Source organism: Cryobacterium sp. MDB2-A-1 (genome assembly GCF_004402675.1).
GTDB classification, from domain to species: domain Bacteria; phylum Actinomycetota; class Actinomycetes; order Actinomycetales; family Microbacteriaceae; genus Cryobacterium; species Cryobacterium glucosi.
Genome location: NZ_SOFK01000031.1, coordinates 34,095 through 57,782 on the forward strand (window position 1 = coordinate 34,095; position 23,688 = coordinate 57,782).

Annotated in this window: 19 protein-coding genes; 11 read left to right on the top strand and 8 right to left on the bottom strand. The window is 69.1% G+C overall.

Annotated features, from left to right (window positions below; translation table 11 throughout):
* Window positions 1-161 precede the first annotated feature (161 nt).
* Window positions 162-722, bottom strand: coding sequence for a TetR/AcrR family transcriptional regulator (locus E3O39_RS12805; protein WP_134448176.1), 561 nt, complete (start codon window positions 720-722; stop codon window positions 162-164).
* A 123-nt stretch (window positions 723-845) separates the two neighbouring features.
* Between E3O39_RS12805 and E3O39_RS12810 the strand changes: the two genes are divergently transcribed.
* From E3O39_RS12810 to E3O39_RS19155, 5 genes are all read left to right on the top strand, one after another.
* Window positions 846-1,511, top strand: a complete 666-nt coding sequence (locus E3O39_RS12810) for a TetR/AcrR family transcriptional regulator (RefSeq protein ID WP_134448178.1) — start codon at window positions 846-848, stop codon at window positions 1,509-1,511.
* A gap of 8 nt (window positions 1,512-1,519) precedes the next feature.
* Window positions 1,520-3,253: an ABC transporter ATP-binding protein gene (locus E3O39_RS12815; protein WP_134448180.1), complete on the top strand. Its 1,734-nt coding sequence runs from the start codon at window positions 1,520-1,522 to the stop codon at window positions 3,251-3,253.
* Window positions 3,250-5,238: an ABC transporter ATP-binding protein gene (locus tag E3O39_RS12820; protein ID WP_134448182.1), complete on the top strand. Its 1,989-nt coding sequence runs from the start codon at window positions 3,250-3,252 to the stop codon at window positions 5,236-5,238. The genes E3O39_RS12815 and E3O39_RS12820 overlap by 4 nt, the downstream gene beginning before the upstream one ends.
* 4 nt (window positions 5,239-5,242) lie before the next feature.
* Window positions 5,243-5,602 (top strand): YidH family protein, encoded by a 360-nt coding sequence (locus tag E3O39_RS12825; protein WP_134448184.1) that lies wholly within the window; start codon window positions 5,243-5,245, stop codon window positions 5,600-5,602.
* Between the two features lie 114 nt (window positions 5,603-5,716).
* Window positions 5,717-6,076 carry a DUF202 domain-containing protein gene (locus E3O39_RS19155; RefSeq protein WP_174774852.1) on the top strand — a complete coding sequence of 120 codons (360 nt, stop codon included), beginning with the start codon at window positions 5,717-5,719 and terminating at the stop codon, window positions 6,074-6,076.
* 30 nt (window positions 6,077-6,106) lie between these two features.
* Here the strand turns inward: E3O39_RS19155 and E3O39_RS19010 are convergent, their stop codons facing one another.
* The gene (locus tag E3O39_RS19010; protein ID WP_166787332.1) at window positions 6,107-6,496 is read right to left on the bottom strand and encodes a TraR/DksA C4-type zinc finger protein; all 390 of its coding nucleotides are present in this window, start codon (window positions 6,494-6,496) and stop codon (window positions 6,107-6,109) included.
* Window positions 6,497-6,674: 178 nt separating this feature from the next.
* A complete protein-coding gene (locus E3O39_RS12840) occupies window positions 6,675-8,276 on the bottom strand; it encodes a molybdopterin-dependent oxidoreductase (protein ID WP_134448188.1) in 1,602 nt (533 codons plus the stop codon).
* 149 nt (window positions 8,277-8,425) lie between these two features.
* Here E3O39_RS12840 and E3O39_RS12845 point away from each other — a divergent pair, with 149 nt between their 5' ends.
* Both E3O39_RS12845 and E3O39_RS12850 read left to right on the top strand, forming a co-directional pair.
* The gene (locus E3O39_RS12845) at window positions 8,426-10,924 is read left to right on the top strand and encodes an RNA helicase (protein ID WP_134448190.1); all 2,499 of its coding nucleotides are present in this window, start codon (window positions 8,426-8,428) and stop codon (window positions 10,922-10,924) included.
* Window positions 10,925-11,028: 104 nt separating this feature from the next.
* On the top strand, window positions 11,029-12,081 hold the full coding sequence (locus E3O39_RS12850) for a Gfo/Idh/MocA family oxidoreductase (RefSeq protein WP_134448192.1): 1,053 nt from the start codon (window positions 11,029-11,031) through the stop codon (window positions 12,079-12,081).
* Window positions 12,082-12,508: 427 nt separating this feature from the next.
* Here the strand turns inward: E3O39_RS12850 and E3O39_RS12855 are convergent, their stop codons facing one another.
* Both E3O39_RS12855 and E3O39_RS12860 read right to left on the bottom strand, forming a co-directional pair.
* The gene (locus E3O39_RS12855) at window positions 12,509-13,030 is read right to left on the bottom strand and encodes a LysM domain-containing protein (protein WP_134448193.1); all 522 of its coding nucleotides are present in this window, start codon (window positions 13,028-13,030) and stop codon (window positions 12,509-12,511) included.
* A gap of 108 nt (window positions 13,031-13,138) precedes the next feature.
* Entirely contained in the window at window positions 13,139-14,515 is a 1,377-nt protein-coding gene (locus E3O39_RS12860; protein WP_134448195.1) for an L-serine ammonia-lyase, read from the bottom strand.
* A 206-nt stretch (window positions 14,516-14,721) separates the two neighbouring features.
* On the opposite strand from E3O39_RS12860, the gene E3O39_RS12865 reads away from it, so the two are divergent.
* A complete protein-coding gene (locus E3O39_RS12865) occupies window positions 14,722-15,906 on the top strand; it encodes an FAD-dependent oxidoreductase (protein ID WP_134448198.1) in 1,185 nt (394 codons plus the stop codon).
* A 271-nt stretch (window positions 15,907-16,177) separates the two neighbouring features.
* Here E3O39_RS12865 and E3O39_RS12870 read toward each other — a convergent pair whose 3' ends face one another.
* The 3 genes from E3O39_RS12870 to E3O39_RS12880 form a co-directional block, all read right to left on the bottom strand.
* On the bottom strand, window positions 16,178-17,218 hold the full coding sequence (locus E3O39_RS12870; RefSeq protein WP_134448199.1) for a YeiH family protein: 1,041 nt from the start codon (window positions 17,216-17,218) through the stop codon (window positions 16,178-16,180).
* 104 nt (window positions 17,219-17,322) lie between these two features.
* The gene (locus E3O39_RS12875; protein ID WP_134448201.1) at window positions 17,323-18,423 is read right to left on the bottom strand and encodes an acyl-CoA desaturase; all 1,101 of its coding nucleotides are present in this window, start codon (window positions 18,421-18,423) and stop codon (window positions 17,323-17,325) included.
* Window positions 18,424-18,646: 223 nt separating this feature from the next.
* A complete protein-coding gene (locus E3O39_RS12880) occupies window positions 18,647-20,194 on the bottom strand; it encodes a dolichyl-phosphate-mannose--protein mannosyltransferase (RefSeq protein WP_241985068.1) in 1,548 nt (515 codons plus the stop codon).
* 51 nt (window positions 20,195-20,245) lie between these two features.
* On the opposite strand from E3O39_RS12880, the gene rsmI reads away from it, so the two are divergent.
* From rsmI to E3O39_RS12895, 3 genes are all read left to right on the top strand, one after another.
* Window positions 20,246-21,109 (top strand): 16S rRNA (cytidine(1402)-2'-O)-methyltransferase, encoded by an 864-nt coding sequence (gene rsmI / locus E3O39_RS12885; RefSeq protein WP_134448205.1) that lies wholly within the window; start codon window positions 20,246-20,248, stop codon window positions 21,107-21,109.
* A 62-nt stretch (window positions 21,110-21,171) separates the two neighbouring features.
* Window positions 21,172-22,734 (top strand): methionine--tRNA ligase, encoded by a 1,563-nt coding sequence (gene metG, locus E3O39_RS12890; protein WP_134448207.1) that lies wholly within the window; start codon window positions 21,172-21,174, stop codon window positions 22,732-22,734.
* Window positions 22,727-23,659: a TatD family hydrolase gene (locus tag E3O39_RS12895; RefSeq protein ID WP_134448209.1), complete on the top strand. Its 933-nt coding sequence runs from the start codon at window positions 22,727-22,729 to the stop codon at window positions 23,657-23,659. The genes metG and E3O39_RS12895 overlap by 8 nt, the downstream gene beginning before the upstream one ends.
* The last annotated feature ends 29 nt before the right edge of the window (window positions 23,660-23,688 follow it).

The following is a 23,688-nucleotide window of genomic DNA, read 5'->3' on the forward strand; positions in this document are numbered from 1 at the left end:
GTGTTCTCCTGGTGTTGGTGTTGGTGTTGGTGTTGGTGTTGGTGTTGGTGTCGTGTCGGAAACGGGAAGTGGGTGACTGATCACTCACTGATGGCGAGAATGAACGATGCGAGAGTGACGAATGCTGGGTCGGGCTGCGGGGCCCGGTGAGGGGGAGCGCGTCAGGGGTGGCGGATGCCGGCCGTGAGCAGGCGCGCCCACTCGGCCGGTACCTCGTCGAGTCCGGTGGTGACGATGAGGTGGCAGAGCTGGCCGTAGGCGACGAAGCGCTGCACCGCTTCGTCCGATGCCCCCGAGCGTGAGCGGACCAGAGTCGTGATCGATTCGATGCCCCGCCGGAGCGCCGCACCGATCTCGGGAACGGTGGCGGCGGACTGCGCGTGCACCTGGAGCATCAGGAGCGACCTGTCGGCGATGAGGTCGGCGTATGCGCCGCCCATCGCGGAGAGGATGCCGTCGGGGCTCCGGTCGACGCCGGTGTCCGCCCCGCGGGAAAGGGCGGCCCCCGCGCGATCGAAGCATTCGTCCAGTGCGGCGACGAAGAGCGCCTCCTTGTTCGGGAACAGTTTGGAGACGTAGGCGGGGGAGATCCTGGCGTGTTCGGCGATCGCCGCGATCGGCGTGCCGAGGTACCCGGTCCGCGCGAACACCTCGATCGCGCTGTCGATCACGATCGATCGGCGCGCTTCGGCGGTGGACAGGCGAACGGTGGGGGCTGGCATGTGAGTGACTGTACACTCACTCTCAGGGAGAGTGCAAGCAGTTTCCGGAAGCCGAAGGCTGTTCACAAGAAATTCGCCGGGCATCCACTTGTGAGTGAGCGCTCACTCATCTAAGCTGGGGGGATGTCAGCCAAGCCGCCCCGTGCCAAGCCGCTGCCGGTCGAGGACCGGAGGGCGATGCTCATCGAAGCGACCCTTCCGTTGCTGCTCGAGCACGGGAACGCCGTCACGACCCGGCAGATCGCCGACAGGGCAGGTATTGCGGAGGGCACCATTTTCCGGGCCTTCGACAGCAAGGACGACCTGATCGATGCCGTCGTCGCCCGGCAGGTCGACCCCGAACCGTTCCGGCGCCGGCTGCGCGGCATCGACACCACCCTGCCCCTCGAACAACGCATCACCGCGATCGTCGCCCTGATGCGGGACCGGTTCACGACCGTGTTCAGCCTGATGTCCGTGATCGGGCATCGCGGCCCGCACCCCGGCGACGACTCCCGGCGGGAATTCGTTGAGATCATCGCGCGGATCCTCGCGCCGGATCTCGACCGGCTCACGGTGTCCGCCGAGCGTGCGGCCCAGGTCATCCGGATGCTGACCCTGGCCGCGTCGGTCCCTCACGTCCGTAACGGGCCCGAGTTCGACGACGCCGAGATCGCCGCCCTGATCCTGCACGGGATCGACGGATTCCCCGCGCCCGGCCCGACGGTGCCCGGCTCACCACTCGTCGACACCACCCTTCCGGCCCCCGCGCCGGCCACAGACTCCACCCTGATCCCCGCTTTGCCCTAGGAGAACCGATGCTCTGGAAATTACTCGTGAAGTACTTACGGCCATACTGGCGGCTGTTGACGGCGGTGGTGGTGTTCCAGCTCGCGCAGTCGATCGCTTCGCTGTACCTGCCGACGCTCAACGCCGACATCATCGACCAGGGCGTCGCCACCGGTGACACCGGCTACATCCTCCGCACCGGCGGGCTGATGCTGCTGATCACCCTGGCGCAGATCATCTGTTCGATCATCGCCGTCTACTTCGGCGCGAAGTCGGCCATGGCCCTGGGCCGCGACCTGCGCGGCGCGGTCTTCACCCGGGTCGGTGAGTTCTCCGAGCAGGAGGTGACCAGGTTCGGCGCCGCGTCGCTGATCACCCGCTCCACGAACGACGTGCAGCAGGTGCAGATGCTCGTGCTGATGACCTCGACCCTGATGGTCTCCGCCCCGATCCTCTCGATCGGCGGCGTGATCATGGCCATCCGCCAGGACGTGCAGCTGTCCTGGCTGATCGCCGTGAGCGTTCCGGTCCTCCTCATCGCCGTCGGGCTCATCATCGTGCGGATGATTCCCCTGTTCCGCACGATGCAGGTCAAGATCGACACCGTCAACCGGGTCCTCCGGGAACAGCTCACCGGCATCCGGGTCATTCGCGCCTTCGTGCGCGAGGACCGGGAGACGGCCCGCTTCGCGGTCGCCAACGAGGACGTCACCGACGTTGCACTTCGCGCCGGCCGCCTGATGGCGCTGATGTTCCCGATCGTGATGCTCGTGCTGAACGTGTCGAGTGTCGCCGTGATCTGGTTCGGCGCCTTCCGGATCCAGGACGGCTCGATGCAGGTCGGCACCCTGATCGCGTTCCTCAGCTACCTGATGCAGATCCTGATGGCCGTCATGATGGCGACCTTCATGGCCGTGATGATCCCGAGGGCGACCGTCTCCGCCGACCGCATCGGCGAGGTGCTCGCCACCCCGTCGAGCGTGCGCCCGCCGCAGAACCCGGTCAACGCCACCGTCGGCCACGGCGAGCTCGAACTGCTCGACGTGGGCTTCGAATACCCCGGCGCCGCGCAGCCCGTGCTCAGCAACGTGAGCTTCCTCGCCCGTTCCGGCGAGACGACCGCGATCATCGGCAGCACCGGCTCCGGAAAGACCACCCTGATCAACCTGATCCCACGGCTCTTCGACGCGACGAGCGGCACCGTGCTCGTCGACGGCGTCGGTGTGCGCGAGCTCAACCCCGACCTGCTCTGGGGGCACATCGGCCTCGTGCCGCAGAAGCCCTACCTGTTCTCCGGCACCGTGCGCAGCAACCTGCTCTACGGCAAGCCCGACGCGACCGAAGCCGAACTCTGGCAGGCGCTCACGATCGCGCAGGCGAAGGACTTCGTCGAGGAGATGCCAGAAGGCCTCGACGCGCCCATCTCCCAGGGCGGCACCAACGTCTCCGGCGGGCAGCGGCAACGGCTCGCGATCGCCCGGGCCCTGGTCAAACGGCCGGAGATCTACATCTTCGACGACTCCTTCTCCGCGCTCGACCTCGCAACGGATGCCCGGCTCCGGGCGGCGCTCAAGGTCGGGACCGACGGGGCCACGATGATCATCGTCGCCCAGCGGGTGTCGACGATCATCGACGCCGACCAGATCCTCGTTCTCGAGGACGGCCGGATCGTCGGACGGGGCACCCACGAGGAGCTCCTCGACACCAACACGACCTACCAGGAAATCGTGTCTTCACAGCTCACAGCGGAGGAAGCAGCATGAGCGAGTCAACCGAACGCCCCGCGGCGGCAGCACCGGCCCGCGGGCCAGGCGGACGCGGTCCCGGCGGCGGCCACGGCCCGATGGGCGGAATGAGCATGCCCGTGGAGAAGGCCATGAACTTCGGCCCCTCCGCCAAGCGCCTGATGGGCAAGCTCCGGCCGGAACGGCTCTGGCTCCTGGTCGTCGTCGTGCTCGCCGTGATCAGCGTCACCTTCTCCGTGATCGGCCCGCGCCTACTCGGCCAGGGCACCAACCTGATCTTCGCGGGCATCGTCTCGAAGGCGCTCCCGGCCGGGGTCACCCAGGACCAGGTCATCGCGGGCCTCCGCGCTTCCGGCGACACCGGCAAGGCCGACCTGTTGAGCGGCATGACCCTGGCCCCGGGCCTCGGCATCGACTTCGCCGCGCTCTCCACCGTTCTGCTCTGGGCGATGATCCTCTACGTGCTGTCCTCGGCGTTCAGCTGGATCCAGGCCTACGTGCTCAACGGCGTCGTACAGCGCACGGTGTTCCGCCTCCGCGCGGAGATCGAAGCGAAGATCAACCGGCTTCCGCTCAAGTACTTCGACACCGTTCAGCGCGGCGAGCTGCTCAGCCGCGTGACGAACGACGTCGACAACGTCTCGCAGAGCCTGCAGCAGTCGATGAGCCAGATCGTCACGTCTTTGCTGACCGTGGTCGGCGTCATCGTGATGATGTTCCTGCTCTCGCCGCTCCTGGCCCTGATCGCCCTCGTCACGATCCCGCTCACCCTCGTGACGACGATGCTGATCGCGAAGCGCTCGCAGAAGCTCTTCGTCGGCCAGTGGACCAACACCGGCGAGCTCAACGGCCAGATCGAGGAGACCTTCACCGGCCACGCCCTCGTCAAGGTGTTCGGACGCCAGAAGGAGGTCGAGGAGCGCTTCGCGGCCAAGAACGAGGAACTCTACGTCGCGAGCTTCGGCGCCCAGTTCATCAGCGGCCTGATCATGCCCGCGATGACGTTCATCGGCAACCTCGTCTACGTCGGCATCGCCGTCGTCGGCGGGCTGCAGGTCGCCTCCGGCGCCATGCAGCTCGGTGACGTGCAGGCCTTCATCCAGTACTCGCGCCAGTTCACCCAGCCGCTCGCGCAGCTCGGGTCGATGGCCAACCTGCTGCAGTCCGGCGTCGCATCCGCTGAGCGCGTCTTCAGCCTGCTCGACGCCGAAGAGCAGAGCGCAGACCCCGAGCCCGCTGAGAGCCCGACGGACAACCACGGCCGGCTCACCTTCGAGGACGTGTCGTTCAGCTACTCGGCCGACCAGCCGCTCATCGAGCACATCAACCTCGTCGCGGAACCGGGCCAGACGGTCGCGATCGTCGGTCCGACCGGGGCGGGCAAGACGACCCTGGTCAACCTGATGATGCGCTTCTACGAGCTGGATTCCGGCCGGATCACCCTCGACGGCATCGACATCGCGAAGATGACCAGGGACGACCTGCGCGGCAGGATGGGCATGGTCCTGCAGGACACCTGGCTGTTCGGCGGCACGATCCGGGAGAACATCGCCTACGGCCGTCCGGACGCTTCGGAGGAGGACATCCAGGCCGCCGCGCGCGCCACCTACGTCGACCGGTTCGTGCACTCGCTGCCGGACGGCTACGACACGGTGCTCGACGACGAGGGCGGCAACGTCAGCGCCGGTGAGAAGCAGTTGCTGACGATCGCGCGGGCGTTCCTCGCGAAGCCGAGCGTGCTGATCCTCGACGAGGCGACGAGCTCCGTCGACACCCGCACCGAGGTGCTCGTGCAGAAGGCGATGAGCGCGCTCCGCGCCGACCGCACGAGCTTCGTGATCGCGCATCGGCTCTCCACGATCCGCGACGCCGACCTCATCCTCGTGATGGAGTCCGGCCGGATCGTCGAGCTCGGCACGCACGAGGAACTGCTGCTCTCCGGGGGCGCGTACTTCGCCCTCTACAACTCCCAGTTCGCCGCTCCCGTCACCGACGAGGTCTAGGCAGATGCCCGAAGGACGGTTTCCCCGGTCGGTCTACGGACACGGCCGGGAACCGGACCCCCGGTTCAGCCTCGCCAACGAGCGCACGTTCCTCGCCTGGATCCGTACCTCGCTCGCCCTCCTCGCGGTCGGCGTCGCCCTCGAGGTGCTCGAGCTGCCGATCCGGGGGGACTTCCGGGTCGCATCGGCCGTCGTCTTCCTGGTGCTCGGGCTGCTGGCTCCCGTGCACGCGTGGCTGAACTGGAGCCGAATCGAACGCGCCCTCCGCGAGGACCGGCCGCTGCCGGCCCCCGCGCTGTCCGGTGTTCTCGCCGTCGGCATCGTCGTTGGCGGGCTGCTGATCTTCGCGGGCTTGTTTCTGTGAAGCGGCGCAGTCCTGTGAAGCGATGCAGTCCTGTGAAAGGGCGCAGCCCTCTGACGGGGCGCAGTCTCGTGAACAGCGGTCAGTTCCGGTGAGCGGATGCCGGCGGGCGGGGTCGTGACGGAGGCACCGGAGGGCGCCGAGCATCCGTTCGACCCCGGACTGCAACCCGAACGGACCCTGCTGGCGTGGCAGCGCACGGTGCTCGCGCTCGCCGTCGCCGTGGCGGCCGGGGTGCGGTTCGCGGCACCGCTCGTGGGGGTCGTGGCCGTGTTCTTCGGCGCGGCCGGGCTCGCGCTCGCCCTTGCCGCGTACATCGGCGTGCGCTACCGCTACCGGCGGGTGCACGCCGAGTTGCGGGACTCCGCAACGCTCGCCTCCCGTGGTGCGTGGCCGTTCGCGGCGCTCGCCGCCGCGACCTGTGCGCTCGGCCTGCTCGCCGTGCTGTGCGTCGTGGGACGGGTCGTCACGGCGTGACGAACGCCGGGGGTTTCTTCGCCGGTGCTGTTATCGCGCGCCGGCCTCGATCTCGCGGGCGCAGTCGATGCAGAGTTCCGCGGCAGGACGGGCCTCGAGCCGTTCGCGGCTGATCAGCTCACCGCGGCGCACGCACAGGCCATAGGTGCCCTCGTGGATCCGGGCGAGCGCACGGTCGATCGCTGCGGACTTCGCGACGAGTTCACTGTGCACGCCCGACATCCGGGACCACTCCATCGTGAGCGTCGGGCCGTCGGGGTCGTGCTCGTCGTCGTCGGTTCCGCTGTTGCGGGCGTCGAGCACCCCGGAGAGGGTCTCGTCCATGCGGCCCTTGGCCAGGAAGGCGTCGTGGCGTTCTTCGAGGAGAAGACGCTCGAAGCGACGGAGTTCTGCGGCGGTGAAGTTGGCGTGGGTGCGCATGGTTGGTCCTTTCGCGCTGAGGCCACCCGTGGAACGGGCAGCCAGAATGTTCTGACGAGAATACGCCCGGCATTCCGGGCTGTCTCGGGGCTTGCGCATTGGTGCACAACGTGCTCGAACCGGCGCCGGGGGAGGGTGGATGGGGTGGCCGATGGAGTGGCGGGGGGAACCGCGACCCCTATGCGATCGTGACGCTGACCTCGTCGAGACCCGTCGCACCGTCGGGGATGACGTCTTGCCTGATATCCGTCTGGACGAGGCCGGCGGCATCCGTCGCCCGGACCCGGAGGGTGTGTGCACCGGCCGTCGCAGGCCAGGACCAGATCCACTGGCGCCAGGTGTCGGCCGAGATCGCCGTGGCGAGGGTCGCCTCGGCCCAGGCGCCGCCGTCGACCTGCACTTCCACCCCGCGGATGCCGGTGTGCTGGGCCCACGCGACACCGGCGACGGTCACGGTGCCCGCTCCGGCCCTGGCGCCCGAGCGCGGCACGTCGATCCGGGAGGACACCTTGACCGGGCCCCGCTCGGACCAGCCGCGGTCCGTCCAGTACGCGGTGTGCTGGTCGAACCGGGTGACGTTGAGTTCGACGACCCATTTCGTGGCCGAGACGTAGCCGTAGAGGCCGGGCACGACCATCCGCACCGGGTAGCCGTGTTCGAGCGGGAGCGGGACGCCGTTCATGCCGACCGCGAGGATCGCGTTGCGGCCCGTGTCGGTGAGGACCTCGAGCGGGGTGCTCGCGGTCCAGCCGTCCTGGCTGCGGGAGAGCACCATGTCGGCGCCCGCGGTCGGCACGGCACGGGAGAGCAGGTTCCTGATCGGGTATCCGAGCCACGTCGCGTTGCCGATCAGGTCGCCGCCGACCGGGTTCGAAACGCACATCAGCGTTGTCGTGCTCTCTTCGAGGGGCAGGGCGAGCAGGTCGGCGAAGCTCAGTTCGACCTCGTTCTCGACCATTCCGGTGACCTTGAGCCTCCACGTGCTCGGGTCGATCCTGGGCACCTGGAGTGCGGTGTCGATCCGGTAGAAGTCCGAATTGGCGGTGATGAGCGGCGAGATGCCGTCAACGGAGACGGATGCCGCTGGCGGGATCGCGGGCGCCGTGACGGACGGCGCTGGCAGGGTGAAGAGCGCGCGGGCGGCATCCGCTGCCCGGGTGCCGGCGGACACGACCTGGCCGATCACGAGGGCGACCGCGCCGACGGCAGCACTCGCGCCCGTGTATGCGAGGAAGCGGCGACGGTCGACGTCAGCGCCGCCCGGTGCGGTGTGCGCGGGCGCGGGAGCCGTCTCGGCGCGGAGCCGGGTGATCAGCACGGTCAGGAGCACGGCCGCGACGACCATGGCGACGACGGAGGGAAGGGCGTCGAGGGTCGAAGCGCTCGACCTGCTGAGCACCGCGAACACGGCGAGTCCGCCCGCCGCGACCGTGAGCACGCGCCCGACCGGCGGGCGCAGGAGTTCGAGCACCCCGGCGGCCGCGGCGAGCACCGCTGCGCCGAGGGCGAGGGTCACGATCAGCACGGCCTTGTCGTTCGTGCCGAAGAGGGAGATGACGAGTTCCTTGACCCAGCCGGGCACGAGGTCGATCACGAGGGCGCCGACGGCGAGGACCGGACTGCCGGCCGGCGCGAGCAGCGCAGCGGCCAGTTCGGCGGCGCCGAGACCGGCGAGGGCGGCCGCGATCCCGGCGAGGGCCGCGAGCACGGTGGGCCTGCGGGTCCACGTCCGGCGCGCGCGGGAACCAGGGGAGGGCGTGCGCGCGTCGGGGCCGGTCATCCGTTCAGCCTAAGGCGGCCGCACCGGGGCGCGCCCGCGCATTCCTTACGATTCGCTGGTGTTTTCGCCAGAGTCTCCAGCCGTCGCTTGCCCGTCCTCCGCCCCCTCCGCAGGCAACGGCCAGCGCGATAGGGCAGGATCGAAGGATCATGGCAACTCTGAGCGCCCTCCCGTCCGTCACCGATCCCGACGCCCTGTTCGCGGCATTCGAAGAGTGGGCGACGGACCAGGGCCTCTCGCTGTACCCCGCCCAGGAGGAGGCGCTCATCGAGATCGTCTCGGGGGCGAACCTGATCCTGAGCACGCCGACCGGAACCGGGAAGTCCCTCGTCGCGGTCGGAGCGCACTTCGCCGCGCTCTCCGCGGGCAAGCGCAGTTTCTACACCGCGCCGATCAAGGCGCTCGTGAGCGAGAAGTTCTTCTCCCTCGTCGAGATCTTCGGCGCGGAGAACGTCGGGATGATGACGGGGGACTCCTCGGTCAACTCGGACGCCCCGATCATCTGCTGCACGGCCGAGATCCTCGCGAACCTCGCCCTCCGCAGCGGCGAGGACACCCAGGTCGACCAGGTCGTCATGGACGAATTCCACTTCTACGGCGACCCCGACCGCGGCTGGGCCTGGCAGGTGCCGCTTCTCCTGCTGCCCCGGGTGCAGTTCATCCTGATGAGCGCGACCCTCGGGGACGTGACCGAGATCGCCGACGACCTCGCCCGCCGCACCGGCCGCACGGTCGCGGTCGTCACGGGCGTCGAACGCCCGGTCCCGCTCAACTACTACTACGAGACCACGCCGGTGCACGAGACCGTCGAGGACCTGCTCAAGACCGGCCAGGCGCCGGTCTACATCGTGCACTTCTCCCAGGCCGCCGCCCTCGAACGCGCGCAGGCGCTCTCGAGCGTCAAGGTCGCCACCAAGGAGCAGAAGGAGGCGATCGCTGAGCTGATCGGCGAGTTCCGCTTCACGACGAGCTTCGGCAAGACCCTCTCGCGGCTGATCCGGATGGGCATCGGCGTGCACCACGCCGGCATGCTGCCGAAGTACCGCCGACTCGTCGAGCAGCTCGCCCAGCGCGGCCTGCTCCGGGTGATCTGCGGCACCGACACCCTCGGAGTCGGCATCAACGTGCCGATCCGCACGGTGCTCTTCACCGCCCTGACCAAGTACGACGGCGTCAAGATGCGCCAGCTCAACGCCCGCGAGTTCCACCAGATCGCCGGGCGCGCCGGCCGGGCCGGGTACGACACCGCGGGAACCGTCGTGATCCAGGCCCCCGACCACGAGACCGAGAACCTCAAGGCGATCGAGAAGGCCGGGGACGACCCCAAGAAGAAGCGCAAGATCATCCGCAAGAAGGCGCCGGAGGGCTTCGTGTCCTGGGGCGAGCCGTCGTTCCAGCGCCTCGTCAGCGCCGAGCCGGAGACACTGCACTCGAGCATGCAGATGACCGCCGCGATGCTGATCAACGTGATCGGCCGCGGCGGCGACGCCTTCGCGCACGTCTACGAGCTCGTGTTCGACAACCACGAGCCGTGGAAGCGCCAGCTCGCGCACGCCCGCCGTGCCCTCGGCATCTACAAGACGCTGCGCGCGGCCGGGATCGTCGAGCAGAGCGCGAGCGGGGACATCCGCCTGACCGTCGACCTGCAGCCGAACTTCGCTCTCAACCAGCCGCTCTCGCCGTTCGCGCTCGCCGCGTTCGACCTGCTCGACCCGGAGTCGCCGACCTACGCGCTCGACATGATGTCGATCGTCGAGGCGACCCTCGACGACCCGCGCCCCGTGCTGATGGGCCAGCAGTTCGCGGCCCGCGGCGAAGCCGTCAACGCGATGAAGCGCGAGGGCATCGAATACGACGAGCGGATGGCGCTGCTCGAGGAGATCACCTGGCCGAAGCCCCTCGAGGAGCTGCTGACCTACACCTTCACGACCTACAAGGAGTCGCAGCCCTGGATCGCGGACTTCGAGCTCAGCCCCAAGACGGTCGTGCGCGACATGTACGAACGTGCGATGTCGTTCGGTGAGTTCATCGCGTTCTACAAGCTCGCCCGCTCAGAGGGCGTCGTGCTGCGCTACCTGTCCGACGCCTACCGGGCCGCCCGGCAGACCATCCCGGACGAGGCCAAGACCGAGGACCTGCTCGACCTGATCGAGTGGCTCGGCGAACTCGTGCGCCAGGTCGACTCGAGCCTCCTCGACGAGTGGGAGGAGCTCATCCACCCTGACCTCGAAGCGCACGAGCAGGGCGCCGTGTCCGTGCTGCCGCCGCCCCCGCGCCGGCTCACCACGAACGTGCGCGCCTTCCGGATCCTCGTGCGCAACGAGCTGTTCCGGCGCGTTCAGCTCGCGGCGCTCGAGAACTACGACGCGCTCGGCGAGCTCGACCGCGAGCACGGCTTCACGGCGGATGCCTGGGGAGACGCCATGGACGGATACTTCGCCGAACACGACGAGGTCCTCACCGGCGCCAACGCGCGCGGGTCCGGCATGCTGATCCTCGACGAGGGTGCAACGGAGTGGACCGTCCGGCAGATCCTCGACGACCCGGCGGGCGATCACGACTGGGGGATCAGCGCGACGATCGATCTCGCCGAATCGGACGACCTCGGCGCCGCGCACGTCCGGGTCACGGCGGTCAATCGGCTCTAAGGTCGGCCCGTGCCTGGTGCAGACCGTACCTGGTGCAGACCGTACCTGGTGCTTGGAGCGCGGTGGCGGCGGGCGGCGGGTGCCCCGCGGAGTAGCGTGGAAGCATGAGTGCAGCCGACAACATCGCCCGTCCGATCCGATCCGCCGTGATCGGCTTCGGCCTCTCCGGGAGGGTGTTCCACAGCCCGTTCCTCGCCGCGAACCCAGAATTCTCCCTCGACGCGATCGTCACGGGCGACCCCGTGCGGCGCCAGCAGGCGGCAGAGACCTATCCGGGTGTGCGCCTGATGCACACCGTCGACGAGCTCCTCGCCGCAGCGGACGACCTCGACCTCGTCGTGATCGGCTCCCCGCCGGGCAGCCACGTCGCACTCGCCCATGCCGCGCTCGACGCGGGCCTCGCCGTCGTCATCGACAAGCCGTTCGCTCCCACGAGCATCGCAGGCCAGGGGCTCATCGAGAAGGCCAAACGCCTCGGCCTGCTGCTCACCGTGTTCCAGAACCGGCGCTGGGACGGTGACTTCCTGACCCTGAAGGCGCTCATCAATGAGGGCGCCCTCGGCGAGGTGCGGCACTTCGAGTCGCGGTTCGAGTTCTGGCGCCCGACACCGTCGGCCAAGGCCTGGAAGGCGAGCGCCGGCATCCGTGAGGGCGGCGGGATTCTCTTCGACCTCGGCGCGCACCTGATCGACCAGGCCCTGCAGCTCTTCGGGCCGGTCGATGACATCTACGCAGAGATCGCGACCCGCGTGCCCGGCGGGAACGCCGACGACGACACCTTCGTGTCGCTGCACCACGGTTCCGGGGTGCGATCGCACCTGTGGATGAACGGGACCGCCGCCCAGGTCGGGCCGCGTTTCCACGTGCTCGGCTCTGAATCGGGGTACACGAAGTGGGGCCTCGACGGCCAGGAGGCCACCCTTGCCGCCGGTGCTCTTCCGACGGATGCCGGTTTCGGTATCGAGCACGAGTCGGCCTGGGGCATGCTCGGGCTCGACGGCGCCCAGCACGCGGTGCCCACCGAACCCGGCGACTACGCGGCCTTCTACCGGGGACTCGCCGACGCGCTGCTGCGCGGTGCGCCTGCTCCCGTCGACCCGGAGGACTCGCTGCGCGTGGTCGGGATCATCGAGCGGATCTTCCGCCAGACCCGCTAGCGGCATCCGCTCGCCGGGCGGTCGAACGTCGACGTCGAGCGCTGGTGTTGCGCCGCTCCGCGCGTGGTCGACCACCCGCGCACCGGCGGAACACCCGCGCTCGGTGCGGTGGATGCCCGCTTAAAGCAAGCGACCGGCCCCGGCCGGACCGGGCAACCGTGTGCTCGCCCGCGCATCACGTTCTTCCGGTCCGACCGATGCCGGTCGGCTTCAGCGCCCCAACACGTTGGGACTGGTTGTACTCTCGTTCACCGAGATGAACGAGCAGTGTGGATCGGCTGAACGAGAGGTGCCGTTTCCCGGCCTCCCGGCGACCGGGTATCGGCGCCGGTTCCACCCTGCCGGACGAAGCTGCCGGGCAGGCGCGTGCAGGCTATGGAGCGATCCACGGGGAATCTGATGCGCGTGCGCCGGGAATGGCGTGTGACTAGCGCTTCGTTGTCCAGTCGAGGTTGATGACGTCGTTGATGTAGATGTCCTCGCCGAGGCCGGGCACCGACGGATTCATCCGGAGGAGCTGTTGCACGGGCACGTCGAAACGCTGCGCGATCGCGAAGAAGTCGTCGCCCTCGACGACCGTGTAGGTCTGGAGTGCGCCGGCGCCGTTTGACGCGGCGGATCCCTCGGCGCCCGCTGTCGCTCCCAGATCGGTCGCAGGCCCCTCCGGAATCGGCGCGACGGGGATTGCAGCGGCGTTCGGGGTTGTCGTGGGTGCCGATCCCTTCGGCGGGTTGGGGATGAGCGGCACCTCCACGGGCGTCGGGGTGGGCGTGGGCGTCGGCGTCGGCGTGGGAGTCGGTGTCTGGGTGACGACGACGGTGGCCGTGACGACCGCAGGCGCCGGAGCCGCCGCGCACCCGGACAGGCCGAGAACGAGGATCCCGGAGATCAGGATCGCGGTGGATGGGCCCGCGGCCCGGAATGAGTGCTGGGACGACCGAATACGCATGAGACCCCCGGAATGCCGTGAACGTGATGAATGCGGCGCGACAGGGGAACGAAAGGGCTGCGCCCGACATCCGTATCGCGTGTGCCTGCCCAGTTTAGGCTGGTCGGGTCAACATTCGATCACGTTGACGGCGAGACCGCCCTCGCTCGTTTCCTTGTACTTCGTCATCATGTCGAGGCCGGTCTGGCGCATGGTCTCGATGACGGTGTCGAGGGAGACGAGGTGGGTGCCGTCGCCGTGCAGGGCGAGGCGGGCAGCGGAGACCGCCGTCGACGACGCGATCGCGTTGCGCTCGATGCACGGCACCTGCACGAGGCCTCCGACGGGGTCGCAGGTGAGACCGAGGTGGTGCTCCATCGCGATCTCGGCGGCGTTCTCGACCTGGCGCGGGGTGCCGCCGAGCACCGCGCAGAGCGCGCCGGAGGCCATCGCGCACGCTGATCCGACCTCGGCCTGGCAGCCGCCTTCCGCGCCGGATATGGAGGCGTTGGCCTTCACGAGGGATCCGATCGCGGCCGCCGTGAGCAGGTAGCGGCGGATGCCCTCGGCGTTCGCCCCAGGGACGAACCGCAGGTAGTAGTGCCCGACGGCCGGGATGATTCCCGCCGCACCGTTGGTCGGGGCCGTGACGACGCGGCCTCCGGAGGCGTTCTCCTCGTTGACCGCGAGGGCGAAGGCGTGCAGCCACTCGGTCGAGGTGTCTCGCTCGCGCAGGGGCAGCAGCTCATATTCCTCGAGCTGCATGCGAATGGCGGCGGCACGGCGCTTGACCTTGAGGCCCCCGGGAAGGGTGCCGGCCGTGGCCAATCCGGCCTCGACGCAGACGTGCATCGCGTCCCAGATCGCGTCGAGCCCGGCGTCGAGGGCTTCGGCCCCGTGGATGGACTCCTCGTTCTCGCGGGCGATCGCGGCGATGTCGACCCCGCGGGCATCGCAGAGTGCGAGCAGCTCGGCGCTCGAGTCGTAGTCCATCGGCCGGGGAGAGGTCGTCGGCGGAACCATGGGGTCGCCCTCGCGCCGGATGAAGCCGCCTCCGATCGAGTACCAGGTCTCCTCGAACAGGGGGAGGGCATCCGTCGCCGACCACGCTTGCAGGGTGAGCGCGTTGGGGTGGCCGGGCAGCCTGGTGCGCGCTTCGAAGCGGATGTCGCCGCGCTCGACCGCTATCGTGTGGCGGCCGTCGAGGAGCAGCGTTGCGCCCTCGTCCAGGTCGGCCCACGATCCGTGGACGGCGGCAGGGTCGCAGGTCTCCGGGTGCAAGCCGGTGAGACCGGCGAGGACGGCGTCGGGAGTGCCGTGGCCGAGGCCCGTCGAGCCGAGCGAACCGTAGAGCGAGCAGCTCACCCGGGTGACCTCGCCGAGCCGGCCGCTTTCGGTGAGGTGGGCGGCGAAGGCGCGGGCGGCCCGCATCGGGCCGACCGTGTGGGAGCTGGAGGGGCCGATCCCGATGGAGAACAGATCGAGGGCCGAGACATACGCGGACATCCGTCCATCGTATGCGCGTCGGCCGCCCGCGTCCGGGGGCGCGCGGTCGCCCTGTCCGGGTGTCGGCTCGCCCGGCCGGTGCTGAGGTGTCGCAGATCGACGTTCCCTGGGCCGGGGAACGTCGATGTGCGACACCTCAGCCGGTCTGTGACGCCGCGCGACTCGCGAGCTGGGCCGGTGCCCGCGCAGGCTGGCAGGATGGGCGCATGAGCCTCGGATCAGTTGTGCACACCGCCGCCGTCGAGCGTGTCGACACCGTCGTGATCGGCGGCGGGGCCATGGGCTCGGCGACGACGTGGCAGCTCGCGCGGCGCGGACACCCCGTGCTCCTCCTCGAGCGCTTCGAGCCGGGCCACAAGAACGGCGCCTCGCACGGCGCATCGCGCAACTTCAACACCGCGTACGCCGATCCCACCTACGTCGGCATGCTCGCGGAGGCCGTGCCGCTCTGGCGCGAGCTCGAGGCCGAGTCGGGGGCCGCGGTCTTCGACCAGGTCGGCGTGGTCAACCATGGGCCGAACCCGGCGTTCGACGCCGTCGCGGATGCGCTCCGCTCAGCGGGGCTCGGAGCCGAGTTCCTCACTCCGGAGGCGGCGGGGGAGCGTTGGCCGGGCATCCGCTTCGACGGCCGGGTGCTGCACAACCCCGACGCCGGGCGCATCAACGCGGATGCTGCGGTGGCGGCACTGCAGGCGGCCGCGGCCGCAGCAGGGGCCGAGGTTCGGAACGGTGTGCGGGTGCTGCGGGTCGACGTGATCGGGGACGACCGGGTGCGCGTGACGACGGCGACCGGCGTCATCGAAGCGCGACACGTCGTCGTCACGGTCGGCGCGTGGACCTCCGGCCTGCTCACCGGGGTGCTCGCGGTGCCGCGGCTTCGGGTGACCCAGGAGCAGCCGGCGCACTTCGCCCAGCGCGACGCGGCGGCCCAGGACTGGCCCGGCTTCAACCACGCCCGCGACACCACGGACCCGCGGTACGGTTACTGGTACTCCCCGGTCTACGGCATGCGCACCCCGGGAGAGGGGATCAAGGCCGGCTGGCACGGTGTCGGTCCGGTCACCGATCCGGACCGACGCAGCTTCCTGCCCGAGCCCGTGCAGCTCGCGGCCCTGCAGCGCTACGTGCGCGAGTGGTTGCCGGGTGCCGACGCCGACGTCCTCGAGCCGGTCAGCTGCACATACACGACCACGGCAGACGAGGACTTCGTGCTCGACAGGGTCGGACCGGTCACCGTCGGCGCGGGCTTCAGCGGGCACGGGTTCAAGTTCACGCCGACGGTCGGGCGGATCCTCGCGGATCTGGCCACGGATGCTGCAGCCGCGCCGCCCCGCTTCGCCCTGTCCCGCACGCCCAACGCTGGCCCCGGCGGCTGGCTCGCCCGCGGCTGATCCGCGCGGCGCCACGCGCGCCCCTGCCCGACCAGCCCGCGCGGCACCCGCGCTCGCGGCACCCGCGCTCGCAGCACCCGCGAGAGTACACTTTTGGCCCTTAAACTCGCGGNCTCGCAGCACCCGCGAGAGTACACTTTTGGCCCTTAAACTCGCGGTTTAAGGGCCAAAAGTGTACTCTCGCGGGACCCGAAGCGTGCGACACGTGGTATCGCTGCGGCGCGACCCGACCTGCGCGAACCGCGGCGGTCGACCCGCGACAGGCGACCGGTCAGGCGAGCAGGACGGCGCCGTAGGCGAGGGCGGCGATGAGCGCCCAGGACCCGAGGCCGACGGTGAGTGCGCGACCGCCGGTGCGCACGAGCACCCCGAGCTGCACCGCCGCGCCGAGGCCGAAGAGCGCGGTCGCGAGGAAATAGGTCTGCAGGGTGTCAGCGACGAGGAGCACGCCCTCGGGCAACGGCACAAGGGTGCGGAGCATCACGGCAGCCAGAAAGCCGACGACGAAAAGCGGGACGATCGGGGGATGCCGCGTCGAGTCATCCGCGGACGCCGCAGCGAGGGTGCCGGACCGCAGGGGCACCGCATCCGAGGTCGAGGCTGCCTCGCTGCCGTCTCTGCGGCGCTCCTGCAGGGACACCCCGGCGACGATCGGCGCGAGCATGAGCACCCGGGTGAGCTTGACGACGATCGCCACGGCGAGGGCGGCCGGCCCGGCGACCTGGGCGGTGGCGACGACCTGGCCGACATCGTGCACGCTGGCGCCGACCCACTGGCCGTACTGCAGGGCGTCGAGGCCGAGCGGATGCCACAGGGCGGGCAGGACCGCGATCGCGAGGGTTCCGCAGAGGGTGACGAGGGCGATCGGTGTTGCGGTGTCGTCATCGTCCGCGTGCACCACGGCACTCATGGCGCCGATCGCGGACGCGCCGCAGACCGAGAATCCGGTCGCGATCAGGAGGGGCTGGTGCCCCGGGAGGCCCATCCTGCGGCCGAACCACAGTGTGCCGAAGAACGTGAGAACGACGATAGCGACGGTCGTCGCGATGGTCACCCAGCCGAGGCCGAGGATGTCGACGAGGCTGAGCTTGAGGCCGAGCAGCACGATTCCGAGGCGCATGATGCGTTTGGAGGCGACCGAGAGGCCCGGCGCGAGCACTCCGGTGAGTTGCCGGCGCGCAACCGGCAGCTGGCCGGCGACGATTCCGAACACCACGGCGGCCGTGAGAAGCGGGATCCCGGGGACGAGGGCGTGCACGAGCCCGGCAAGGAGTGCGGCGGCGACCGCGACGAGCACGCCCGGCAGCCACATGGATTCGAGCCTACTCCCGCGTCACCGGCGCCGGTCCCTCACGCCGAGCGCTGGCGGTGCACCACCCGCGCAACGGCGGAACACCCGCGCTCGGCGGAAAGCCGTCAGCGGTGGTGGAAGCGCGCGACCATGGGGCAGTCGAACGGATCGCGGGCGGCGAGGCCGACCGTGTTCAGGTACTCGATGACGATCCCGTACGACTGGAACAGGCCCGTCTCCGTGTACAGGATGTTGTGCGACTGGCAGTATTCCTTGGTGATCTCCTGCGCCTTCCGCAGGTGCGGGCGGGCCATGTTCGGGAACAGGTGGTGCTCGACCTGGTAGTTCAGGCCGCCCATGAAGGTGTCCATGAAGGTGCCGCCGCGGATGTTGCGCGAGGTCAGGACCTGGCGGCGCAGGAAGTCGACCTTGCTGTCGTGGGGGAGCTGCGGCATCCCCTTGTGGTTCGGGGCGAAGGATGCGCCCATGTAGACCCCGAAGACGGCGAGCTGCACGCCGATGAAGGCGAAGGCCATGCCGAGCGGCAGGAAGTAGAAGATCACGGCGACGTAGAGCACGATACGGGTCGTGAGCATGCTGATCTCGAGCCAGCGCTTGTCGACCTTGCCGCGGCCGAAGACCGTGCGGAAGCCCTGGACGTGAAGGTTGAAGCCCTCGGCCATCAGGAGCGGGAAGAACAGGTAGCCCTGCTTGCGCGTGACGAACGAGCCGAGCCAGGACACCTTCGCGGCGTCCTCCTCGCGGAAGACGATGAAGTCGGGGTCGATGTCGGGGTCTTTGCCGATCACGTTCGGGTTGGCGTGGTGGCGGCTGTGCTTGTTCATCCACCAGGCGTAGCTGATGCCGACGAACAGGTTCGCGAGGATGCGGCCGGCCTTGTCGTTGGCGGGTCCGGACTCGAACACCTGCCGGTGCGAGGCCTCGTGGGCGAGGAACGCGAACTGGGTGAGGATGATGCCGAGCACGCCGGCGATGATCAGCTGGTACCAGCTGTCGCCGAGGAGCACGAAACCGGTGCCGAGACCCGCAGTTGCGAGGATGAGCATGCCGAAGACGAACCAGTAGAACCCGGTCGCGCGCTTCAGGAGGCCCAGGTTGCGCACAGTGTGCAGCAGCGAGGAGTACTCGGTGGTGGGATTCTTCGAGTCGCCACCCCGACGGGTCTTGACGATGCGCACCGTGGGTGCGACGGATGCTTCCGACATGAGGCCTTTGGTTTGGATCTGGACTTCTCAGTCGGTTCTGGAGCAATCACTCGTGGTGCAGATAGAAGTATCCTACGGGCGCACCCCCGGTCCGTGGGTCGGATTCACAACGGTTTCCCAGTCGCTATATGGCCCAAACGGCATATGAAGAGTCCTCAAATCGCCGAAACGGTACGAAACCGCAGGGTGTCCTTCGCCCGGAATTCCGGGGATCCGGGCGCGGCTATCGCCAGCTCGGCAGCCAAATATGCATCTGCCAGAACGAGAACGGGATCTGCATTCCCGTCCAGAGCGGGTAGAAGAAGGCGCTGACCAGCACCGCAGCCACGAGGTAGCCGATCAGCACACGGATGCCGACGGTCCGGTCCGGTTCGCGCGTCACGGCGTCCGCCCCGACCCCGCCGGTGCCCGGCGCGAGTCCGAGCACGAGACCGATCACGAACGTGAGGGCGAGGATCAGGTACGGCTCGAAGGCGATCGAGTAGAACTGGAAGACCGTTCGGCCGGTGTACATCAGCCAGGGCAGGTACCCGGCGACCATGCCCATCAGGATCAGGCCCACCCGCCATTCCCGGTACCGGGCGAGGCGATAGACGAGGTAGAGCACGGCGGCGGTCCCGGCCCACCAGATCAGCGGGTTGGCGATCTCGGTGATCGCCTCTGAGCAGGTCGAGAAGCTGCAGGTGCCCTCACCGGCCGCAGACGACTGGTAATACATGCTCGTCGGGCGCACCATGAACAGCCAGGTCAGCGGGTTCGACTGGTACGGGTGCGGCGTGACGAGGCCGACGTGATAGGTGTATGCGGCGACCTGGTAGTGCCAGAAACTCTGGACGACATGCGGCACCCAGGCGAATGCCCCGGTCCAGGCCGTCTCGGGGGAGTCTGCCCAGGTGCGGTAGAAGCCGCCCGTGGTGACGAACCAGCCCGTCCACGAGCTGAGGAAGGTCGTGACCGCGATCGGCACCATCAGCAGGAAGCTGATCGGACCCTGCTTGAGGATGGCACCGCTCGCCCAGAACGGGATGCCGGCCCGCCGGCGGGCGAGGGCGTCCACGACCACGACGTAGACGCCGAAAGCGGCGAGGAAGTACAGGCCGGACCACTTGACGCTCATGGTCAACCCGAAGGCGAGGCCCGCGGCGAGGAGCCACGGCCGGAACCACATCGCGGGCCCCCAGCCGGGCCACTCGCCCGTCTCCGCCCGTTTCGCCATCCAGGCGGCAAGGCGGGTCGCGTGCCACTCCCGGTCGAGCAGGATCGCCCCGAACCCGAGAAGCGCGAAGAACATCACATAGTTGTCGAGCAACGCCACCCGGCTCATCACGATCGCGTTGCCGTCGATCGCGAACAGGAACCCGCCGATGACCGCGAGCAGGGTCGAGCCGAACAGCTTCCTGATGATGAGCATCAGCAGCACGACCGCGAGAATGCCGATCAGGGCCGTCACGATGCGCCAGCCCCAGCTGTTTCCCGGCCCGAATGCGGCCATCCCGAGTGAGATCAGCCACTTCCCGAGCGGCGGATGCACGACGAACGATCCGACGTCGGTGAAGATATTCGCATTGCCGTTTGCGAAGATCTCGTCGGCCTTGTCCGGCCAGGTGGACTCGTAGCCGTTGTTGAAGAGGCTCCAGGCATCCTTGACGTAGAAGGTCTCGTCGAAGACGAGCGCGTGCGGGGAGCCGAGGTTCCAGAGGCGGAGAACGGCGGCCACGACGACCACGAACAGGGGGCCGGCCCACGGGAACCAGCGGCGTATGAGGAGCACGCTGACCATCGTAGTGAGCGGTGGTTATGCGCGGACTGCGAGACTGGGGGAATGATCATCCTCGCTGCCACCCCGATTGGAAACCTCGGCGACGTCTCGCGCCGGCTGGTCGAGGCGCTCACGACCGCCACGGTCATCGCGGCGGAGGACACCCGCGTCACCGTGCATCTGCTCAAGGCCCTCGCGATCGAGAACCGTCCGCAGCTGATCAGCCTGCACGACCACAACGAACGGGTGAAGGCGGCTGAGCTCGTCGAGCTGGCCCGGGACACCGACCTGCTCGTGCTGAGCGACGCCGGCATGCCGACCGTCTCCGACCCCGGCTTCCACCTCGTCGATGCCGCCGTCGCCGCCGGCGTCACGGTCACCGTGCTGCCCGGCCCGTCCGCAGTGCTCACCGCCCTCGCCGTCTCCGGGCTGCCGACCGACCGGTTCACCTTCGAGGGCTTCCTGCCCCGCAAGCACGGCGACCGGATGTCTGCCCTCCGCGAGGTGGCCGACGAACGCCGCACCATGGTCTTCTTCGAGTCGCCGAACCGGCTCGCCGCCTCCCTCATCGACCTCGCCGAGGTGCTCGGCGCCGACCGCCGCGTCGTGGTCTGCCGCGAGCTCACCAAGTTCTTCGAGGAGGTCAAGCGCGGCACCGCCGCCGAACTGGCCGAGTGGGCGGCAGCGGGCGTCAAGGGCGAGATCGCGATCGTCGTCGCCGGGGCCGAGAAGCGCGTGCTCGACCTCGCGACCGGGGTCGCGGAGGTGCTCGCCCAGGTCGCGGCCGGCGCCCGGCTCAAGGAGGCCGCAGCAGACGTGTCCGCGGTGTCCGGCCTCGGCAAGCGCGACCTCTACGAGGCCGCCCTCGCGCAGAAGCCGGGGGCGCGTGGGCCGGCCGCGCCGCAGCATCCGCCCCTGCCGTTCTGACCCGAACCGAGGCGGGACGTAACCCGGCCCGGGGCATCCGTTGCTCCCAATAGACTGGGGGCATGTCCGCCGGAGCATCCTTTTACATCACCACGCCCATTTTCTATGTGAATGATGTGCCCCACATCGGTCACGCGTACACGGAAGTGGCCGCAGACCTCCTCGCGCGCTGGCACCGGCAGGCCGGCGAGGACGCCTGGCTGCTCACCGGTACCGACGAGCACGGCCAGAAGATCCTGCGCACCGCGACCGCGAACGGCGTCACCCCGAAGGAATGGGCCGACCGCCTCGTCGAGACCGCGTGGAAGCCGCTGCTCAAGACTGTCGACATTCGCAACGACGACTTCATCCGCACGACCGACGAACGCCACGAGGTCAACGCGCAGAAGTTCCTGCAGCACCTCTACGACGCCGGCCATATCTACACGGGCGAGTACGAGGGCTTCTACTGCGTCGGCTGCGAGGAATACAAGCAGCCGAGCGACCTGATCGAGGGCACCGGCGAGTTCATCGGCCAGCAGGTCTGCGCCATCCACTCCCTCCCGGTCGAGCTGCTCCACGAGAAGAACTACTTCTTCCGGATGAGCACCTTCGCCGAGCGCCTGCTCGCCCTCTACGAGGAAGACCCCGACTTCGTCCAGCCCGAGAGCGCCCGCAACGAGGTCATCTCCTTCGTGAAGCAGGGCCTTTCCGACCTGTCGATCTCGCGCTCGAGCTTCGACTGGGGCATCAAGGTGCCGTGGGACGACAGCCACGTCGTCTACGTCTGGTTCGACGCGCTGCTCAACTACATCACCGCCGCCGGTTACGGGCAGGACGACGAGCGGTTCAGCAGGCTCTGGCCGGCCACGCACATCGTCGGCAAGGACATCCTCCGGTTCCACGCCGTGATCTGGCCCGCCATGCTGATGGCCGCCGGGCTCCCGGTGCCGCGCCGGGTCTTCGGCCACGGCTGGTTGCTCGTCGGCGGCGAGAAGATGAGCAAGTCCAAGCTCACCGGCATCGCCCCGAGCCAGATCACCGACACCTTCGGCTCCGACGCGTTCCGCTACTACTTCATGCGCGCCATCAGCTTCGGACAGGACGGCTCGTTCTCCTGGGAGGACCTCTCCGCCCGGTACCAGTCCGAGCTCGCCAACGGCTTCGGCAACCTCGCCTCCCGCGTCATCGCCATGGTCGTGCGCTACTGCGATGGCGAGATCCCGGTCACGACGGCCTTCACCGAGGCGGACGCGGCCATCCGGGCCACCGAGATCCGGGTGACGGATGCCGCGGGCGAGGCCATCTCCCGCCTCGCGATCCACGAGGCGATCGCATCCGTCTGGGAACTCGTCGACGAGCTCAACGGCTACATCACGACCCAGGAACCGTGGGGCCTCGCCAAGGACCCCGCCGACCGCGACCGGCTCGACGCCGTGCTGTTCACCGCCGTGCGCGGCCTCGGCACCCTCGCCGTGCTGCTCTCCCCGGTCGTCCCCGAGGCGTGCGCCAAGCTCTGGTCCGCCCTCGGCGGAGAGGGCCTCGTCACCGACCAGCGCATCGACCGCGCGTGGGAGTGGACCGGAGGCACCCACGTCTCCCCGCTCGAGGCGCTCTTCCCGCGCATCGAGGCGACGGTTGGCTAACGAACCCGTCCGCCAGCGTGAGCAGACCGCCGGCCGCGACCTGAGCTACCCGGCCCCGCCGGAGTCGCTCCCCGTGCCGGTGTACGACAACCACACCCATCTCGAGATCAGCGACGGCGAGCATCCGCTCAGCCTCGCCGAACAGCTCGACCGGGCCGTGAGCGTGGGCGTGCAGGGCGTGATCCAGGTCGGCGGCGACCGGGAGACCTCCCGCTGGTCGGCCGAGGCCGCCGCGAGCGAGCCACGCATGCTCGCGGCGGTCGCGATCCACCCGAACGAGGCACCGGACTACGAACAGGCCGGCACGCTCGACGACGCCCTCGCCGAGATCAGCGAACTCGCCGGGCGCCCGCGGGTCGTCGCGATCGGCGAGACCGGGCTCGACTTCTTCCGCACCGGGCCGGAGGGGCTCGCCGCCCAGTACCGCAGCTTCGAGGCGCACATCGAGATCGCGAAGCAGAACGGCCTCGCCCTGCAGATCCACGACCGCAACGCGCACGCCGAGGTCATCGCGACCCTGCTGCGGGTCGGCGCCCCCGAGCGCACGGTCTTCCACTGCTTCTCCGGGGACGCCGAGATGGCCGCGATCTGTGCAGAACACGGCTGGTACCTCTCCTTCGCCGGCAACGTCACGTTCAAGAACGCCGGCATGCTCCGCGCGGCCCTCGCCGCTGCTCCCCGCGAGCTGCTGCTCGTCGAGACGGACGCCCCCTTCCTCACCCCCATGCCCTTCCGCGGCCGCCCGAACGCGCCGTACCTGCTGCCGCACACCCTGCGCGCGATGGCCAACCACCTCGAAACGGATGTCGCCATGCTGGCCGCCCAGATCTCCACCACCACCGAACGCGTCTACGGGCGCTGGGACGCCGAACCCGTCGTGCCGGCGCCGTCCGCGCCGACCGTCAGCCTCGGGGGTCTCCAGTGAGCGACGCCGAGAACACTCCGGTGACCCCG

What these genes read in the sequence shown, in the direction of transcription:
- E3O39_RS12805 (WP_134448176.1), bottom strand. Translation starts at nt 722, where the DNA reads ATGCCAGCCCCCACCGTTCGCCTGTCCACCGCCGAAGCGCGCCGATCG.
- E3O39_RS12810 (WP_134448178.1), top strand. Translation starts at nt 846, where the DNA reads ATGTCAGCCAAGCCGCCCCGTGCCAAGCCGCTGCCGGTCGAGGACCGG.
- E3O39_RS12815 (WP_134448180.1), top strand. Translation starts at nt 1,520, where the DNA reads ATGCTCTGGAAATTACTCGTGAAGTACTTACGGCCATACTGGCGGCTG.
- E3O39_RS12820 (WP_134448182.1), top strand. Translation starts at nt 3,250, where the DNA reads ATGAGCGAGTCAACCGAACGCCCCGCGGCGGCAGCACCGGCCCGCGGG.
- E3O39_RS12825 (WP_134448184.1), top strand. Translation starts at nt 5,243, where the DNA reads ATGCCCGAAGGACGGTTTCCCCGGTCGGTCTACGGACACGGCCGGGAA.
- E3O39_RS19010 (WP_166787332.1), bottom strand. Translation starts at nt 6,496, where the DNA reads ATGCGCACCCACGCCAACTTCACCGCCGCAGAACTCCGTCGCTTCGAG.
- E3O39_RS12840 (WP_134448188.1), bottom strand. Translation starts at nt 8,276, where the DNA reads ATGACCGGCCCCGACGCGCGCACGCCCTCCCCTGGTTCCCGCGCGCGC.
- E3O39_RS12845 (WP_134448190.1), top strand. Translation starts at nt 8,426, where the DNA reads ATGGCAACTCTGAGCGCCCTCCCGTCCGTCACCGATCCCGACGCCCTG.
- E3O39_RS12850 (WP_134448192.1), top strand. Translation starts at nt 11,029, where the DNA reads ATGAGTGCAGCCGACAACATCGCCCGTCCGATCCGATCCGCCGTGATC.
- E3O39_RS12855 (WP_134448193.1), bottom strand. Translation starts at nt 13,030, where the DNA reads ATGCGTATTCGGTCGTCCCAGCACTCATTCCGGGCCGCGGGCCCATCC.
- E3O39_RS12860 (WP_134448195.1), bottom strand. Translation starts at nt 14,515, where the DNA reads ATGTCCGCGTATGTCTCGGCCCTCGATCTGTTCTCCATCGGGATCGGC.
- E3O39_RS12865 (WP_134448198.1), top strand. Translation starts at nt 14,722, where the DNA reads ATGAGCCTCGGATCAGTTGTGCACACCGCCGCCGTCGAGCGTGTCGAC.
- E3O39_RS12870 (WP_134448199.1), bottom strand. Translation starts at nt 17,218, where the DNA reads ATGTGGCTGCCGGGCGTGCTCGTCGCGGTCGCCGCCGCACTCCTTGCC.
- E3O39_RS12875 (WP_134448201.1), bottom strand. Translation starts at nt 18,423, where the DNA reads ATGTCGGAAGCATCCGTCGCACCCACGGTGCGCATCGTCAAGACCCGT.
- rsmI (WP_134448205.1), top strand. Translation starts at nt 20,246, where the DNA reads ATGATCATCCTCGCTGCCACCCCGATTGGAAACCTCGGCGACGTCTCG.
- metG (WP_134448207.1), top strand. Translation starts at nt 21,172, where the DNA reads ATGTCCGCCGGAGCATCCTTTTACATCACCACGCCCATTTTCTATGTG.